Here is a 16,051-nt window from a genome sequence, read left to right as displayed (position 1 = left end):
TTATTCAGAATGTAAAAGTTACAGCACTATATTCGCAAAACACCGTTATTCCGACAAATCTAGCAAATAGTAGTCATATTTGCAGTATATTAATTTTTAATGACAATCTCTATTGAGGTGTAACTTTTTGACTCTTAAAGAGTCTAATAGAGTAGGAGCTTTATAGGAGCTGCGACGCTTCGGCCAAATACTAATAGAATTGCAGGAGACTTACATGCCACCACAACAATCTCACTCATCCCGTAGTAAGCAGAAATCATTTTCATCTCAAACTACCCTAATTCCGTCTCAAAAACCGAATCAATCTAGATATAAAAGTGTACGATTCCGCATTATTGTTCCCATTCTTGCGGGGGTATTGGTGTTCACCGCACCATTAAACCTATTCACCTCTTTCTCACCATTAACCTCAATCTCGCACGTCTCTGCTGCTACAGCCCCTGCTGCTGTTACATACAAGCTAGTAAAGCAATCCGAAACTATGGTTACGTCTGGAGCCCGTCAGGTAAACTATAACTGGGTACCTTCCAACGCGACCAAAGCAACGGAGGTTCTTCATGTATTAGAAATTGATCTAACAAATCCCTACGTACAGCTAAACGCGATGGGCGGACCCCAAGGCAGCGTTACGGCCAAACAATCCGTCGGAGCAATGTCTAAAGAAACCGGAGCTGTTGCCGGTATTAATGGAGATGTTTTCAGAACAGGAATTACGACAGAAGCCGTTCCGATGGGAGCACAGATTACTTCCGGCCAGCTTCTAGTAAGCAGCGAGCAATTGAAGGGAATGTATACCTTCGGAGTGACCCAAGACCGTAAACCGGTTATCGACAATTTTAGCTTCTCTGGAATGGTTACAGCAGCAGACGGAACAACGTTTAAACTAACAGGATTAAATAAGTCTGCCTATCGCACAGAACCTGATAGAGCGTATAGCCATGTCGATACCCTATATATGTATACTAGTGCTTGGACAGCGCCTGAGAGGCCAATTGCTAGTAGTACAATTCCTAGTGAGGCTTTAATAGTGGATGGTAATGTAACCGAAGTTTCAATTGGTACGCCGATTAAGACGGCAATTCCTGCGAATGGCTATATATTACGTGGAAGTGGTAATAAGACAGCAACAGATTTCATCAAGTCGCATCTTATTATTGGTGACAAAGTTACTACGGAATACTCGCTCCAATCAAATAATAGTGGTCAATCCTATGATCAATCTAGCTTTCAGATGATGGTAAGCGGACATACGCTTTTGCTAGATAATGGTGTTGCAGCGGCCTTCTCAAGGGATATTGATGGTGTCAGTGGTAGTGCCAATAGAGCCCGTACAGCTGTCGGATATTCTAAGGATGGATCCACGGTGTATTTGGTTACCGTTGAGGAGAATGGGGGACGTAAAGGTGTAACTCTCAAGGTACTGCAGCAGATGCTTCTCCAGTTAGGAGCTTGGAAAGCAGTAAATCTTGATGGTGGCGGCTCAACGACGATGGTTTCCCGTCCACTAGGTGAGTTTCAAGTTGGGCTAACGCACCCTACGTCATATGGAACGACTCAACGTCAGGTAGCCAATGGGATTGGTGTCTACACCATTGCCCCACAAGGCACGATTAAGGGGATAGTAGCGAGTGGATCCAAAACTTTGTTCATAGGCCAACAATCTAATTTCTCGTTGAAAGCCTACGATAACTATTTCAATCCGATTGATCCGAGTGGCTTAACACCGACATGGAGCATCGACAAGCCGTTGGGGGCTTTCACAGAGGGCACTTTCCTCGCGTCTAAATCCGGAACAGCAAAGCTCAGCGTTAATGCGGGCAGTGCATCAGATACTATTCCAATTGAGGTAATTGGAGAGGCTCAGATATCGAAGCTTATCGTAGAGCCGAGCACAACATTGCTAAAGCCAGGGATGACCATTAATGCTCCGGTTAAGGTTCAGTTAACGGACGGGCGTCAATTGTCACTACCAGCATCTTCAGTAGCTTGGGAATTCTATGGATTTACGGGGAGCTCTAGCAATGGGAAAATAACGATAGATAAAGTTAATAGTAACATTACTGCCGGGTATGCTGTAGCCAGATATGATGGCTTCGGTACTGTAGCTGCGCTCGCTTCAGGAACTGAGAAACCGCTTGAGGACTTTGAGAAGGTTTCTTATAAGGTTGGATTTACCGCAACACCGAAGGAAACGGTAGGAAATACATCCATTACAACGGGAGTTCAGGGACGTGAATCTTCCAATGTTCTATTAATGGATTATGACTTCACTGTAGGCGCTGGCAAACGATATGCTAATGCTGTTCTTAATGATGGCAAAGGGATTACCGTAACGGGAACGCCAAGCGCACTTACTCTCGATGTACTAGGTGATCAGAGCTATAACTGGTTGAGGGCGGAGTTTACAGATGTGAACGGTAAAACGGTATACGCCACGATAGCCGATAAGATTGACTGGATGGGATGGAAGAATATCCGTGTAGACTTAGCTGCAGCAGGATTAAAGGGTCCGGCACAGCTGACAAAGCTTTATATTGTTAATGCGGAGGAGGACCAAGACGAACGTGCGTTACAGGGCCAACTCGCTTTTGATAATCTCGCCTTGCAATATCCGCCATCAGGGATTAAAGTTACTAATTCGACTATCGTTATGACGGTTGGCAGTAAACAAGCGAAGGTTGACGGGAAGAAGGTTACACTGCCAGGGGCTCCTTTCATGCAGCAAGGCACGAACACGAATTTCCTTCCACTTAAGTTTGTTGCGGATTCGCTTGGAGCTCAGGTTCTCTGGGATAATAAATCTAAGAGAGTTACGATTCTAAGAGGCGACACCATGCTTGAATTGTGGGTAGGTAGTAATAAAATGACGGTTAATGGCGTGCGTCAAACACTTACCGTCACACCTACCATTGTTAATGGTAGTGTCTATGTACCTGTTCGCGTCATATCAGAGCAGCTCGGTCAGAAGGTAGACTGGGTAAGCAAAACAAAAACCATTACAATTCATTAATTTTATATCAAAAGTCCTAAACCTCCTCTCATTGAAACTAATAATTATGGTATGATGGGAATATTGCTAGAAGACGCTGGGCGGCCTTGATTTTATGGGAATGACACATATATAAGCAGGCGTTAAAGATCATAAGGGAGACGTCAATATGGATTATCATGTAGACCAAATAGATCGTGTAATCCAGAATGCCATCTCTGTTATGGAAGATAGTAAGGTTCAGGTTTTTGAAATTTGCGAGGTTGCCCGTCGTGAGCTTCTTGCCTTAACTCTTGAGCTGGAGAAGGTACTGCGAGAAACGTCGGATACTATTGATAAAGTAGATCTGTTGGAGCGGGATTATCGGCTTGCGAGAATACGGTTAACTGAGGTTAGCCGTGATTTCGTTCGTTTCTCCGAGCATGATATTAAGTCAGCCTATGAGAAGGCGACTCAATTTCAGCTGGACCTGATGGTTTATCGGGAGAAGGAGAGCTACCTGAAAACACGTCGTGACGATCTGCAGCACCGAGTAAAAAATGTGGAGATTTCCATTGAGCGAGCGGATACGATCAACCTTCAGATGAGTGTCGTGCTTGACTATCTTTCTGGTGACTTGAATCAGATAACACGGATTCTAGAATCGGCGAAAAACCGTCAGCTAATTGGACTTAAAATCATTCTGGCACAGGAAGACGAGCGTAAGCGAGTTGCTCGGGAAATCCATGATGGCCCAGCCCAGTCCTTGGCTAATCTAGTGCTACGCACGGAGATTGCGGAGCGGCTGTTAGATACGAAAGACATGGAGCTTGTTAAAAACGAGCTGATCGATTTGAAATTGCAAATTCGTATTGGGCTGGAGGATATTCGCAAAATTATTTTTAACCTCCGACCGATGGCATTGGACGATTTGGGATTGGTTCCGACTTTGCGGAAGTTTGTGCAGGATTTTGAGGAGAAGACTCGCATCAGGGCTGTTTTTGAGACTATAGGTAAGGAAAAGCGTCTACCTAGTGCAATGGAAGCGGCTATGTTCAGACTCGTTCAAGAAGGCTATAACAACGCGTTAAAACATGCTCAGCCTACTTTTGTATCTCTGGAAATGACCTTTAATGAAGAAACCGTATATCTAACTATAGAGGATAATGGAGTCGGCTTTCATCTGGATGTAGTGGAGTCCCGCGCGAAAACCCATTCGCATTTTGGTCTGATTGGGATGAAGGAGCGAGTTGAGCTACTGCAGGGGAAAATGGACATAGAATCAATCATTGGGCAAGGCACCAAAATAAAGATCAATGTTCCCATTAAATCTGAATCAGGAAAGGAGTTAATCGCACATGGAGAATAAAAATGCGGTTCGTAAAATTAAAGTACTCCTTGCCGACGATCATCAGCTGTTCCGCGAAGGGCTGAAACGAATTTTGAACATGGAGAACGATCTAGAAGTCATTGGCGAGTGTGGCGACGGCATACAGGTGTTGGAGTTCTGTAATCATGAGAAACCAGACGTCGTGTTGCTGGACATTAACATGCCTACGGAAAATGGTGTTGTAGCAACAGAGCGACTTCGCGATATTTTTCCGGAAATTAAAGTTATTATTCTATCAATACACGATGACGAGAGCTATGTGTTCGAAACCCTTCGCAAGGGCGCGACGGGTTATCTGCTGAAGGACATGGAAGCCGAGGCACTTATCAATGCTATTCGCACAGTTGCGGAAGGGCATGCTTACATCCATCCTAAGGTGACAGGAAAATTAATCAATCAGCTTCGCAGGATGACTTATCTGGACGAAATTGGTGCAACATCGGGTGCTGCGGCTAGTCGTGAGACGGTTACGAAATTCATACCGCGTGGCAACAATCCGCTTACTCGTCGGGAAGCTGAGGTGCTGCGATTAATGGCTGAAGGTAAGAGTAACAAGACTATTGGAGAAAACCTCTTCATTAGCGAAAAAACAGTCAAAAATCACGTTAGTAGCATTCTGCAGAAGATGGAAGTTGACGACCGCACACAAGCCGTTATCACCTCTATCAAATACGGCTGGGTAACACTCTAGTAACTTAAAACTAAAGTACCAACTACATAATGCTTAATCATCATTCGCGCCTCCACGGTCTTTCAACGACCCAGGTAGTCGCGAATTTTGTTTGGTGATTGTTCTTATCACGAGTGATCGTCCGCTCAGGCCATCGCCACGCCGAACAGCGGCTAACTTGCCGAGCAATGGCTGGGTCGCCGAACAATGGATGAGTCGCCGAACAATGGCTAACTCGCCGAACAACGGTCTCGCCAAAAGTCCGTCCCCTCCCGAAGCAAACGCGCCATAAAACTAACTTTTTCCTCCGCCAATATTGAATACGATGTTTTATATCGCTATCTCCATTATTTATCCAATCTCTATGCACGATAGCGATGTAATTCATTCTACTTGGAGCACTTTTCTCCGAATGCCACTGATTTTATTGAAGACAAGGATGTTTTGCATCGCTAATGAACTAAGCGGTGACCGTGTGCAGTCCAAATACGATGTTTTGCATCGCTAATGAACCATGCAATGACCGCCTGTAGTCCAAGTACTATGTTTTACATTGTTGTTTCACAAGCCGAGGTCGTCTGAGGTTACAGATTCAGCAAGCCTATAACTAAAAATACGATCAATGCCCTTCCCAGAAGGCGTGACAAGTTGTTTTCTGTAGAGGCTTTGGAGGAGCTTTCTAGCTTTCTGATTTTCTACCGCTAACAGGTGACAGATGTCTCCTGGTCGTACGATTCTCCCACGCCTTAATGCCATACGCAAAATATCTCGCTCCTCTGCAGACAAACTTGCGACTTGGTCCCCCTTTTTAACAGTAATCCATTTGCCCATAAATTGTTGAAGGACTTGCTGGCACATCCGCGGACGTTCAACAACGTCATCATAAGAGAAACGCAGAACCTTCCATCCATCGAGAATGAGGTGATTTTGTCGCATAAGATTATCTGAGAATTTGGTGCGGCTGATTTCCTTGGCATGAGGATTAAAGCCATCACATTCTATATCCAACATCACATAATTCAATAGGAAAGCATAATCTAAAAATCTTGTCCCATCCTTAAAGTCACTCACCTCGTATTCTGGATATAAGTTGTCAAAATTTTGGAACGCTGGCCACCATATGTTTTGGAGTAATAATTTTTCGCCATGTCCATGTCCTTCAGTTAGTCTGCGTAAGCTTTCCCCGTGTCTTGCTTTTTTGTGCTTCTCCTTAAATTTAGAATAAGCCGTCTCAAAGTCCACTATGTATTCCTCCCTAAAATAAAATAGCCACTCCCCCGTTCAGCTAATGCTGACGAGAAAGTGGCGTGTGCTTCACGACCAGAATAAAGATAAAATTTAAGCTTATTGTAATTGCTGATATAACAATTGTAAATATATAGTTTAATTTGTTGGATTCTGCTGGATGGATATGTGCGGATGATGTGTTGGAACTCTCGAATCCTGAACGGCATATATTGTTGAACGAGTTGGCGGAATGCTGAGGATAGTTGACAGTTCTATTTCGGCAAGGATGCTGCTCACGCTTATACAAAAGGAGGTGGCCGCCGTGATTCCCGAGCTATTGTGGATAATCGGCTTTTACGCTGCGGCTGCGGCATTCGCACATTGGACAATTCAGCGAGGATCAGGCGGGATTCGTCGACATTACGTGCTTGTTGCAGGCAACCACCAAATGCAGATTGAATGGTACATTAGGGCGCTTCAGCAATTTTCAAGGCGTACAGGAACGGAAATCGGGATAACGGTTGTGCTTGATCAGTCTTCGGATGATACGGGTAAAATTATGGAGTGTTTTGCGCGTGATCATTCAGGCATTGGTTGGGTAAGGAAAGATGAAGGAGAATATTCTTCAAATGTAGCCCGCTTGGAGCAGGAGTGTTTGCTTAAGGATGACAAGGGTGTTGGTATGTCTAAGCAGGATGTTGTTTGGGTAGAGCTGGCACGTTCTGCTGATTTGGCGCGATTGCCGATTTGAAGGCGTTTACTGACAGGGAGCTGAAAAAGAGTTGCCGCAAGCTTGTTTCTATCATACAATGAGATTCATAAGGAATAAAATGGAATCCGGGTGAAGCACACTCTTGTATCGCTGTTAGCAGCGTATAAGGGTGTGCTTTTTTATTATGTAAATGGGGGCGATAGTGATGAGGGTAACTCTCTATTCGGTACAGCATGGACAAGTCCAGCAGGTAATGTTTTCTATTGCATGGGAAGTGGATAAGAGCTATTGGAGAAATAGGGCAGATAGAATGATTAGGGTGCGAGAAGCATTGCCGCTGGGGATTGCTGAAGAGGTTCGTCGTCTTTTTGAGGAGCAGTGGAGTAGGGAGGGGAAAAGAAGGGGGAGGTTGATGATGCCAGATCCTGCATGGGAGGAAGATTTTAAACAGATGGTAAACATGGCTATAGGAGATACTAAAGAGAATTTACCTTGCAGCGTAGATAAGGTAATTGTAAAAACTGATAGATCTAACGATGCTAGATTTCAGGAGCAGGGTGAAGTGGCATTTCAGCGGAAGATGGGTAGCTTGGCCGAGGGAGCCCGTATAGCTAGTTATTATTTGGCGGGACGATCTCTACTTAAGGAGGAAGCCTTGCAGATATTTGAAAACGTAATGCCGGCGACCGATCCCGCCGACTTCTCCGCCGCGCTACAGCTTGCGGCGCTTACCGGGCAACTGCAGCTCACCGCTGCGGTTGCCCCCAAGCCCACTGCTCCGCCGCAACGCGGCTTCCGCTCTTGGGGCGAGCGGCTACGCTCCGCTCGCCTTCTCGGGCTTGCGGCTGTGCAACGCCGCCCCCACAAGCTGGCCTGCCGGCGTTGCGGCAGCGGCCCGGACAAGCTAAGGCGCACACCTTGCGCCGCTTGCGGACAAGCCTGCGCATATTGCGAGGCTTGTTTAACAATGGGCCGCAGCCGCGAGTGCGGCCTGCTTATTCTCGGCGTACCTTCTAACGCTACGATCACCACAAGCAGCCTCTTTCCATCTGCATCCGTTATTCCATCGTCGTCATCAAACTCGAATTTCCCATCTCCAGCCGCTGCCCCATCGCAATCATTCAACTCGAATTTCCCATCTGCAACCGTTACTCCATTCCAGTCATCCAACTCGAAATTCCCATCTCCATCCGCTGCCCCATCGCAATCATCTAACTCGAACTTCTCATCGCCATCCCTTATCCCATCGCTGTCATCAAACTCTCACTCAGCCGGCTCCTCACACTCTCATCCCCACCCCTTCACCCCCAAGCTCAGCCCCACGCAGCTAACACCTGCTCACTTAGCAGAGCGCTGGGGGCTTAGCCCTGCCCAGAGCCATGCGGCTGCAGCAGCCTTAAAGTTCCTCACATCGAGCAAGGCCGAAAGAGTAGGCGATTCTTTTCTCTTATGGGCAGTTACAGGCGCCGGCAAAACAGAGATGATTTTTCCACTATTAGAAGCAGTGTTAACGCAAGGGGGGAGAGCGCTTGTAGCTACCCCTCGTCGTGATGTAGTGCTCGAGCTAGCCCCAAGGCTAGCCAAAGCATTCCCAAACGACACACGAGCTGTTCTGTATGGCGGCAGCACGGAGCGATGGAGCAATGGTGCTCTAACTCTTGCAACGACTCATCAATTAATCCGATTCCAGGAAGCATTTGATCTCGTTCTAATAGACGAGTTAGATGCATTTCCTTACCACAACGATCAGATGCTGTATTATGCAGCAGACAAATGTCGCAAAAAGTCGGGCTCTACCGTCTTATTAAGTGCTACTCCACCCGTGCCATTACAGCGTGCAGCAAGGCGCAAACGACTTGCATGTGCCCGTGTGCCCGTTCGGTATCATCGTCATCCATTGCCGGTCCCGAAAAGACTCACTATCCCCACGATTAATCAAATGCTACGGAAAAATAAGCTGCCTTCTAAGCTAGTAGAAGCTCTTCAACACTCCATTCAGCGCACCGCTCAAATTTTTATTTTTGTCCCCTATGTTAAGCAGGTTGAGCCGTTCGTTAAGCTACTGAGGAAACACGCCAAGCTGCTCAATGTCATGCCACAAATCATAGATGGGACTTCGTCAAAGGACGCCGTACGCACGGATAAAGTCATTTCATTTCGCGAACGCTCCATCAATTTACTCGTAACGACCACAATACTTGAGCGCGGAGTTACGATCCCTAAAAGTGATGTATTCATTCTAGATACTGATAATCCTCTGTTTGATGCAGCATCACTAGTTCAGATGGCTGGGAGGGCGGGCAGATCCTCAGATGATCCACACGGCTTTGTATTCTTTGGTGCGGCCACGTGGACAATGTCTCAGCGGAGCGCGATAAGTCAAATACGTAGTATGAATACTATGGCTCGACAACAAGGCTTTTTAATATAAACGCTTTCTTCTTCCTTATTTTTGAACTTTTTAGGACATATCTACGTCTGATAGGAGATGTTTAAAATGAAGCTAAACATAAGCTCATGGTTCGCCCCGGAACAAGCAGCTTGTCCCATTTGTGGACGCAACAGCTCTAACAATATCCATAGCATAGCCATGCCTATACATAATCCAATGCCGCGCAAAATCTTAGCATCCTTGTGTAACTCCTGCCAGCATGCCATTCCTTGGATCGTGCATCCGGTTTGTAGAATATGCGGAAGGGCTGAAACGTGTGAGGATTGTGTTCGACGTACAGCACGACATTATTCATTAAGCCGCTGTGCCGTTCGCTATGACGATTTAATGAAAGAGTGGCTTGCACTATACAAATATCGGGGTGATGAAAAGCTCGAGTCTATCTTAGCTGCCATGCTATCTTTCGGTTATGAAAGGCTTTGCCTGTCCATTGGAAGTCCATATTCCAAGCAGTCGGCATTCGATACCATAACAGCTGTTCCTCTTGCTCCTGAACGATTGCAGGATAGGGGCTTTAACCAAGCGGAAAGACTTGCGCTCCATCTATCGCGATGGTATGGGCTCACTTACAGTCCGATGCTGCTCCGATTACGTCACACTGAGAAGCAAAGCTTGAAAACCCGTCAAAGCCGAGTGGAGGATATGAGGGGCAATTTTGCTTCTGTAGCTTCTGAATCATTTTCCGAAAGGACTCTATCTAATGAATCTACACATAGCAAAATTATTATTATAGATGATATTTATACGACTGGAAGTACATTGGATGAATGTGCAAGAGTATTAAGAAATACAGCTACTTTCAAAGCGCAGCCTGAGGTTTACGGTCTTTTGTGGGCGCGTTCATAGCAAATTGTGCAAATACTACTGGATTAATTCTCTTTTCGACATATTTCCTTCTATGCTATGATGAGAGAATCTGTTTGGAAATTTATTTAGGGTGAAAGTCCAGAGGGGGGCGTCATGGAGCGTCGTACAAAATTAACTCAAATCGATATCGTTCGTGGCTTAGCCATCTTAGGTGTACTCATGGTACACTCCACATCGTTCGCTACATTGGAAATGAAAGGGACAAGCTTATACGGAGTTTATAATTTTCTTAATATATTTTCGAAGATAGGGACAACTACCTTTATTTTACTTAGCAGCTTTGTACTGTTCTATAATTACTATCCTCAGCCGCTTACTGCTGCTCGCTTTAAGAAGTTTTATCGCAATCGGCTGACGTATATTGTAGTTCCATATATATTGTTCTCAGCTTTTTATTTCATACTAAGATGGTATCAGAACGGATTTGAATGGAATATTTCTCTTATGTGGCCTAGTTTTTTTGAGAAGCTGCTTAGGGGTCAAGCTTATACGCATTTGTACTTTGTTTTTATAAGTATTCAGTTATATTTATTGTTCCCTGTATTGTTATTCTTGTTCAAGCGATTTAGATGGCTGGCAGCTGGGGCTGTGATCATAGGTGTCGGGCTACAGTGGGCATTTTTCCTGTATAACAGGGAGTATTGGCACGTTCAAAACCGGGGTAGCTGGTCACTCTCGTATTTCGGGCAGTATTTTCTTGGTGCGTGGCTAGGGATTTATTTTGATAGAATTAAGTCTTGGCTTATTATTGCTAAAGAAAATGTTTCTAAATCTAGAGTGCTTGTATGGGTTACTCTTTGGGCAACGTGGCTCGCAGCCGGTATATCCTATGTAACGATCTTCTATTATCAAAGAGTGCATCAAACGAGATTCCACAATGCACTTTATGATGGGCTATGGGACATATATACGATGCTAACACCGCTAGTTCTTATTCAAGTCGCTTTCCTACTTGGAGGTCGAATGAATAACTCGTTCTTGGTCGGGAGATTACGTCATTTAGGAATCGTATCGTTCGGAGTTTATTTGTTCCATCCTATTGTGTTGCTAGTTTATCGGAAATTCCCTTTAAATGGGGGAGGCACAATGGCTCATCATATGTGGTATGCAGGTCAGTTCCTATCAGCGTTGATTATTTCATGGATTGTTGTAACGTTAATCAGTAGGTTGACAAGCTGGTCTTGGGTTCTGTTTGGTAGTGTTCCAGCCCAATTAAAGGCTGCAGATCAGCCAACACTTTCTAATGAAATTTCACCGTCGAAGCCTTCGGCTTCAGCCTAAACAAACAATAGCAAGGCCTTGAAATATTTAGTACAATGGGGTTGTCCTATGTCAATTAATGTCGGAAAATCGAGGAGATAATTGCGTGAATTTGACCTACTGTCCAAGATGCGAGAAATTGTTCAACAAAAATTTCCGAGATGTCTGCAATAATTGTTACCAGGATTTGGAGAGAGATTACGAGAGATGTGTAGATTATCTGCGCCAGCATAAAGGCTTAGATATTCAGCAGCTTTCTGAGGAAATGGAAATAAGCATTAAACAAATTACCCGATGGATACGCGAAGGTAGAATATCGCTTGTTAATGCTCCTAATATGTCTTATCCTTGTGAATCTTGCGGCATTCTTATTCGTGAGAATCACATTTGTGAATCTTGCAAAAAACGTCTACAACAGGGCGTAAAGGATGCAAACTCAAGAGGATTGCATCAGCAGAATTTAGACGATAGGAACAAAGGGGCTTACCGAATCGGGGATCGGATCCACGATCGTGACAAATAATTGTAACTCTAAACATTTCATAAACATCGACCGATAATAAGATTATACATTATCGGTTTTTTTATATATTGGGGTGATGAACGTGAAAATTAATGATTCCCAGCGTATAAGTGCTTATCGCACTTACCAACAACAATCCGATACGCGCACGAACCAGTCTACTGGTAAACGTCGTAAGGATGAGGTTCAGTTTTCCGCAGAAGCAATGGAACTGTTAGGTGCCCAGCGTGCGGACGAACCCAATCGGGCTCAACGTATCGAGAGCTTAAAGAATGAAGTCTCAGCGGGTACCTATGAGGTGGATGCTGGAAAACTGGTTGAAAAGCTACTCCCTTTCTTCCGTCCTGTTGCAAGTAAAGAATGAGGTGACCCTCTTTGAGCATCCAGAGCCTGTTAAATACATTGAACAGCTTGTCAGACATACATGAAGAATTACTTGAGCTAGCTCATGAGAAGCAGAAGGCTGTCATCGAAAATCGTATTGACCAACTGATGACTTTCACAGCCAAGGAATCTAAATCGATAGCTACGATGGAGCAGTTAAACCGGGATATTACCCAGTTCACGCTTCAGTGTTGGACGGAATTGGGGCTTACGCCTAAGCCAGCATCAACTCTAGCTGATCTTATGCAAGCTCTGCATAGAGCTGAGCACAAGCAAGCTCTGAAAGCAGCCGGAGATCGATTAAGGGAACAGGTTCAGCTGTTAAAGGATCAGAATGAACGGAATCAGCTGCTCGTTCGCCAATCCTTGGAATTTCTAGGATTTCAGATTGATTTATTATCAGCGCCGTACGACGAGGATATGACTTATTCTCCGAATCGTTCGGGCAGCTCAGGCACTCCAAGAAGAACGTTCGATACAAGAGCTTAACCAACTTGAACCAAGGAGATGTGTATCCTTGAGATCTACATTCCATTCACTCGAGACTTCCAAACGTGCATTATTCACCCAACAGGCTGCTTTGCAGACAACTGGTCATAACATTGCTAATGCCAACACGGCGGGCTATTCCCGTCAAACTGTAAATATGCAAGCTACTCGTCCTATTGAAGCGGTCGGCATGACTCATTCAACTGCGCCGGGTCAGCTTGGTACGGGCGTAGAATTCACTTCAATTACTCGGATAAGGGAATCTTTTCTTGATAGCCAGTATCGGAGCAACAGTCAGGACCAGGGGAAATGGTCGATTCAGGCTGATACTCTGCAGAAGCTGGAAGCGATATTTAATGAGCCTAATGAGACGGGTATCCGGACATTAGTTGATAAATACTGGAAATCATGGTCTGACTTAGCTCAGGATCCAGAAAATATTACAGGGCGTAAAATTCTTCGTGAGAATACGCTTGCCCTAGTCGATGCGATTAATTTGTCTAGTAAACAGCTCGTTAACTTAGAGCAGGATTTGACCAGTAACCTGGATGTGAAGGCAACTCAAATCAATACAATGCTTGAGAATGTATCCAAGCTAAATAAAGAAATTTCTAGAATATCAGCTTATGGAGATAACCCGAACGATCTGAAGGATCAGAGGGATCTTCTAGTCGATCAGCTATCCAAGATCGTCAATATTACGGTTACCGACACCGATCAAGGATATGAAATCAACATGGGCGGCACGAACCTTGTGGCCGGCCAAGATTATAATCCAGTTGATTCGGCTGGTTTGCAAGGGGCATATGGAACGGATTTAAATAGCGGCGAGGTCTATGGGATGATTACTTCACGTGATGTTTACGTGAGAGATTATCAGCGTCAATTAGATACTTTAGCCAACAGCTTAGCTAATGGTCAATTCACAGTAACTATTCCTGCGGGTAGCGTATTACCAGATGGAATTACTCTTAACGGAGTTACATATAATGGTGCCTCTCGGACTCTATCAACGCCTCTAACAGTTCCTGTAAATGGAATTAACGAGCTTCATACAATGGGGTATACGTTGCAGAATCCACCAACAGCAGGGGTGCCTTTCTTCGTATCGAGTAATGGTGGACCTATTACCGCTGCAACTATTCGATTAAACTCTATTATTGCAGATTCACCAGATGCTATAGCAACTTCAATGCGTACAATAGGGACTCCGGAAAAGGTAGTGCCAGGGAATAATACATTGGCGCTTCTCATGGCTAACTTGAAGGATACTAAGATGAATTTTGTTAGCCCAGATGGATCAACTCCAGTTATAGGCAACGGGACTATTGACGATTATTATCGTTCCGTAATCGGACAATTAGGCGTTCAATCGCAAGATGCGAAACGTCAGATTAGCAATCAGGACGCCATTCTCGCTCAGGTAGATAGTAGGAGACAATCCGTCAGTGGCGTTTCATTGGATGAAGAAATGTCTAATCTTATCAAGTTCCAGCATGCCTATAACGCCGCTGCTCGTGTTATGACATCGGTTGATGAGCTTCTTGATAAGGTCATTAATGGTATGGGCGTTGTTGGAAGATAATACTGATGTGAATGGATGAGGTGAATACTAATGACTATTCGAGTAACTTCTGGAATGATCCATAATCAATTAATTCGTAATTTGAATAATAACTATAACCGCATGAGTGCTACTCAAGAGCAGATTGAAACCGGTAGAAAGATCAATCGTGCATCTGACGATCCGGTAGGCATTACCTATGCACTGCGCTATCGCAGTGAATTGTCAATGAATGATCAGTATCAGCGGAATATTACGACGGCTACATCCTCTGTTGACCATGTGGATACGGTATTGAATCAAATTAATGAGCTTTTGCAACGAGCGAAAGAATTGGCTGTCCGAGGGATTAGTGATTCTAGCTCTAAGGAAGCTCGTGAAGCCATTGGCAAGGAGCTAGATGGGATTTTCAAGCAAGCCGTGACGCTGGGTAACGATCAAGTAAATGGGAAATATACTTTTAATGGTCAATTGACTACTACCCAACCTTACGATACGACTACAGCAGGTACAACGGATACAGATGAAGCCTCAATCTTATTGCCGCTGGCTCCGGGAGTAGAAATTCAGACGAATATATCTGGTAACTCTGTGTTTGGTGCTTCGACAGATGCAGACAATGTATTCACTGTATTTAAGGAATTGCGTGATGCCATGAATTCGAATGATAGTAACGCAGCCCGTTCAGCTATGGAACGGTTAGACACACGGTTTAACACCTTTTTGGGCATACGTTCTGAGGTAGGTGCTCGAGCCAATCGGATTGAAATGCTGGACAATAGAAATCAGGATCTCAATCAATCATTGAATGGACTAATTGCGAAGACGGAAGATACCGATATCGCGCAGGCCATAATGAATCTTCAACGAGATGAGAATGTGTACCAAGCATCTCTTTCAGTCGGTTCTAAGATCATACAGCCAAGCCTTGTGGATTACTTAAGATAAAGAACATACTAGAAAGGTGTGGTCTGAATGGAATTACAAAGATTATCCATTCGTTCAACACTCGGTCGCTTAGGCATGGAAAGCCCGAGAGGAGATCATAAGATTGAATCCCCTCCGGGAGAGTTGGAAATTAGTTCTCCTCGGGTGGATATGCAAATTCGTCAGCCCCGAGGGGAATTAACTGTTGATTCCTCTGCTGCATGGTTAGCTTTGGCTAAGGGTGGCCCTATTGAAACGACCCGAATATTGACTGCTCAATATAATGAGCGAACAATGCAGGCTATCGCGAAGATCGTTCAAGAAGGTAATCGTATGAAACAGATATCCAATCCCTCCAGTGCTGTTGCGGATATTGCTGCTCAGGTTATGACAGACAATCCTGAGAATCTCAGGGTAGCTGGTCGAGCATCGAATATGAATGTGCAGATTCAATATACGCCACGTCCTGCAGAAATTGATATCACTCCGAAGCATCCTGAAATTAATTATCATGTTTCCAAGCCGGGGATTAACTACACTCCACAAAAAGTAAATATATACATGGATCAAATGAATGCCATTAAAATGTGGGTAAGTAATTATGATCTGTATGCATAG

At 44.6% G+C, this 16,051-nt stretch carries 14 protein-coding genes; 13 read left to right on the top strand and 1 reads right to left on the bottom strand.

The features are described from left to right. The first annotated feature begins 214 nt into the window (after nucleotides 1–214). From KCTCHS21_RS27575 to KCTCHS21_RS27565, 3 genes are all read left to right on the top strand, one after another. Entirely contained in the window at nucleotides 215–3,010 is a 2,796-nt protein-coding gene (locus KCTCHS21_RS27575; RefSeq protein WP_130615425.1) for a stalk domain-containing protein, read from the top strand. A 148-nt stretch (nucleotides 3,011–3,158) separates the two neighbouring features. Beyond that, nucleotides 3,159–4,337, top strand: coding sequence for a sensor histidine kinase (locus KCTCHS21_RS27570; RefSeq protein ID WP_130615423.1), 1,179 nt, complete (start codon nucleotides 3,159–3,161; stop codon nucleotides 4,335–4,337). Next, nucleotides 4,327–5,049: a response regulator gene (locus KCTCHS21_RS27565; RefSeq protein WP_130615421.1), complete on the top strand. Its 723-nt coding sequence runs from the start codon at nucleotides 4,327–4,329 to the stop codon at nucleotides 5,047–5,049. The genes KCTCHS21_RS27570 and KCTCHS21_RS27565 overlap by 11 nt, the downstream gene beginning before the upstream one ends. 540 nt (nucleotides 5,050–5,589) lie before the next feature. Here the strand turns inward: KCTCHS21_RS27565 and KCTCHS21_RS27560 are convergent. Then, on the bottom strand, nucleotides 5,590–6,270 hold the full coding sequence (locus tag KCTCHS21_RS27560) for a DNA-binding response regulator (protein ID WP_130615419.1): 681 nt from the start codon (nucleotides 6,268–6,270) through the stop codon (nucleotides 5,590–5,592). A gap of 307 nt (nucleotides 6,271–6,577) precedes the next feature. Here KCTCHS21_RS27560 and KCTCHS21_RS27555 point away from each other — a divergent pair, with 307 nt between their 5' ends. From KCTCHS21_RS27555 to KCTCHS21_RS27510, 10 genes are all read left to right on the top strand, one after another. After that, nucleotides 6,578–7,006: a hypothetical protein gene (locus KCTCHS21_RS27555; protein WP_130615417.1), complete on the top strand. Its 429-nt coding sequence runs from the start codon at nucleotides 6,578–6,580 to the stop codon at nucleotides 7,004–7,006. A 166-nt stretch (nucleotides 7,007–7,172) separates the two neighbouring features. Continuing rightward, nucleotides 7,173–9,398, top strand: coding sequence for a helicase-related protein (locus KCTCHS21_RS27550; RefSeq protein WP_232057982.1), 2,226 nt, complete (start codon nucleotides 7,173–7,175; stop codon nucleotides 9,396–9,398). Between the two features lie 66 nt (nucleotides 9,399–9,464). Continuing rightward, nucleotides 9,465–10,265 carry a ComFC family protein gene (locus KCTCHS21_RS27545; protein WP_130615415.1) on the top strand — a complete coding sequence of 267 codons (801 nt, stop codon included), beginning with the start codon at nucleotides 9,465–9,467 and terminating at the stop codon, nucleotides 10,263–10,265. A 114-nt stretch (nucleotides 10,266–10,379) separates the two neighbouring features. Beyond that, a complete protein-coding gene (locus KCTCHS21_RS27540; RefSeq protein WP_130615413.1) occupies nucleotides 10,380–11,567 on the top strand; it encodes an acyltransferase in 1,188 nt (395 codons plus the stop codon). 85 nt (nucleotides 11,568–11,652) lie between these two features. Further along, nucleotides 11,653–12,069, top strand: coding sequence for a flagellar protein (locus tag KCTCHS21_RS27535; RefSeq protein ID WP_130615411.1), 417 nt, complete (start codon nucleotides 11,653–11,655; stop codon nucleotides 12,067–12,069). 76 nt (nucleotides 12,070–12,145) lie between these two features. Then, nucleotides 12,146–12,433: a flagellar biosynthesis anti-sigma factor FlgM gene (gene flgM, locus KCTCHS21_RS27530; RefSeq protein ID WP_331872400.1), complete on the top strand. Its 288-nt coding sequence runs from the start codon at nucleotides 12,146–12,148 to the stop codon at nucleotides 12,431–12,433. Nucleotides 12,434–12,444: 11 nt separating this feature from the next. Then, nucleotides 12,445–12,942, top strand: a complete 498-nt coding sequence (locus tag KCTCHS21_RS27525; protein ID WP_130615407.1) for a flagellar protein FlgN — start codon at nucleotides 12,445–12,447, stop codon at nucleotides 12,940–12,942. Between the two features lie 28 nt (nucleotides 12,943–12,970). After that, nucleotides 12,971–14,527: a flagellar hook-associated protein FlgK gene (flgK, locus tag KCTCHS21_RS27520; RefSeq protein WP_130615405.1), complete on the top strand. Its 1,557-nt coding sequence runs from the start codon at nucleotides 12,971–12,973 to the stop codon at nucleotides 14,525–14,527. A 30-nt stretch (nucleotides 14,528–14,557) separates the two neighbouring features. Further along, nucleotides 14,558–15,454: a flagellar hook-associated protein FlgL gene (gene flgL / locus KCTCHS21_RS27515; protein ID WP_179952647.1), complete on the top strand. Its 897-nt coding sequence runs from the start codon at nucleotides 14,558–14,560 to the stop codon at nucleotides 15,452–15,454. 27 nt (nucleotides 15,455–15,481) lie between these two features. Continuing rightward, nucleotides 15,482–16,051, top strand: a complete 570-nt coding sequence (locus tag KCTCHS21_RS27510; RefSeq protein WP_130615403.1) for a DUF6470 family protein — start codon at nucleotides 15,482–15,484, stop codon at nucleotides 16,049–16,051.

It is taken from the genome of Cohnella abietis, assembly GCF_004295585.1.
GTDB classification, from domain to species: Bacteria; Bacillota; Bacilli; order Paenibacillales; family Paenibacillaceae; genus Cohnella; species Cohnella abietis.
This window is presented reverse-complemented; position numbering and strand designations above follow the sequence as displayed.